The 1293-nt window shown below is 62.8% G+C and carries 1 protein-coding gene and 1 other annotated feature; the gene reads right to left on the bottom strand.

Going from position 1 to position 1293, the window contains the following annotated elements:
• Window positions 1–6 precede the first annotated feature (6 nt).
• A protein-coding gene (locus AC630_RS42430) for an IS3 family transposase (RefSeq protein ID WP_143198790.1) occupies window positions 7–1238 on the bottom strand; the annotation gives its coding sequence in 2 pieces (ribosomal slippage) (window positions 7–947 and window positions 947–1238; 1233 coding nt in all).
• Window positions 838–954, bottom strand: a sequence feature (AL1L pseudoknot). It overlaps the preceding gene by 117 nt.
• Window positions 1239–1293: the final 55 nt, after the last annotated feature.

Raw genomic sequence — 1293 nt, 5'->3', positions numbered from 1 at the left:
TTTAAGTTATGCCGCCATGGCCGATTGTTCCAGCATGGCGTAGTAGCGTTGCTCGGCTTCGGCCGGCGGGATGTTTCCGATGGGCTCCAAGAGCCGTCGGTTGTTGAACCAGTCGACCCATTCGAGAGTGGCGAACTCGACGGCCTCGAAGCTGCGCCATGGCCCGCGCCGATGGATCACCTCGGCCTTGTAGAGACCGTTGATGGTTTCGGCGAGAGCGTTGTCATAGGAATCTCCGACACTGCCGACAGAAGGCTCGACGCCGGCCTCAGCCAGGCGCTCGGTGTACTTAATGGATACGTATTGGCTGCCCCTGTCGCTGTGGTGCACGAGCCCGCCACGATGGACCGGCCGTCGATCATGTAGTGCCTGCTCCAGCGCATCGAGCACGAAGCCTGCATGCGCCGTGCGCGAGGCCCGCCAGCCAACGATCCTGCGGGCATAGGCATCGATGACGAAGGCGACGTAGACGAAGCCGGCCCAGGTCGCGACATAGGTGAAGTCGGAGAGCCAAAGGACGTTCGGCCGTGGCGCCTTGAACTGGCGGTTGACGTGATCCAGCGGGCATGGCGCCGCCTTGTCGCTGATCGTGGTCTTGACGGACTTGCCACGGACGACCCCTTGCAAACCCATGTCCCGCATTAATCGCGATATTGTGCAACGGGCAACATCGAAGCCTTCGCGTTTGAGTTGGCGCCAGACCTTGCGCGCACCGTAGACGGAGAAGTTCTGGTCGAAGACGCGACGAACCTCGACCTTCAGAGCGGCATCCTGTCTGGCGCGCGCCGACCGCTTGGCTGGATCGCGCCGCTTGGCCACATGGGCGTGGTAGGTCGAGGGGGCGATCGGCAGGACCTTGCAGATCGGCTCGACCCCATGCGCCCCACGATGATCATCGATGAAGGCGATCATGGCTTGGACCGGCGGTCGAGCTCCGCCATCGCAAAATAAGCGCTCGCCTTGCGCAGGATCTCGTTGGCCTGCCGAAGCTCACGGTTCTCCCGTTCCAGGGCCTTCAGCTTCTCGGCCATCTCGGTCGGAACGCCGGTCCGCTGCCCGCTGTCGATCTCGGCCTTCTTGACCCAGTCATGAAGCGTCTGCGGCGTGCAGCCGATCTTGGCCGCAATCGATGTCACTGCCGCCCAGCGCGAGGGATGCTCGCTTGCGTGATCCAGAACCATCCGAACCGCTCGGTCCCGGACCTCGGGTGAAAACTTGTTCGTCGTCTTGCTTGTCATGGCTCCATCCTCTCAGGAGTTGGAGCCTCCGGCAAACCCGGGACGGTTCACGTCC

The organism is Bradyrhizobium sp. AS23.2 (genome assembly GCF_001908185.1).
Taxonomy (GTDB): Bacteria; Pseudomonadota; Alphaproteobacteria; order Rhizobiales; family Xanthobacteraceae; genus Bradyrhizobium.
This window is presented reverse-complemented; position numbering and strand designations above follow the sequence as displayed.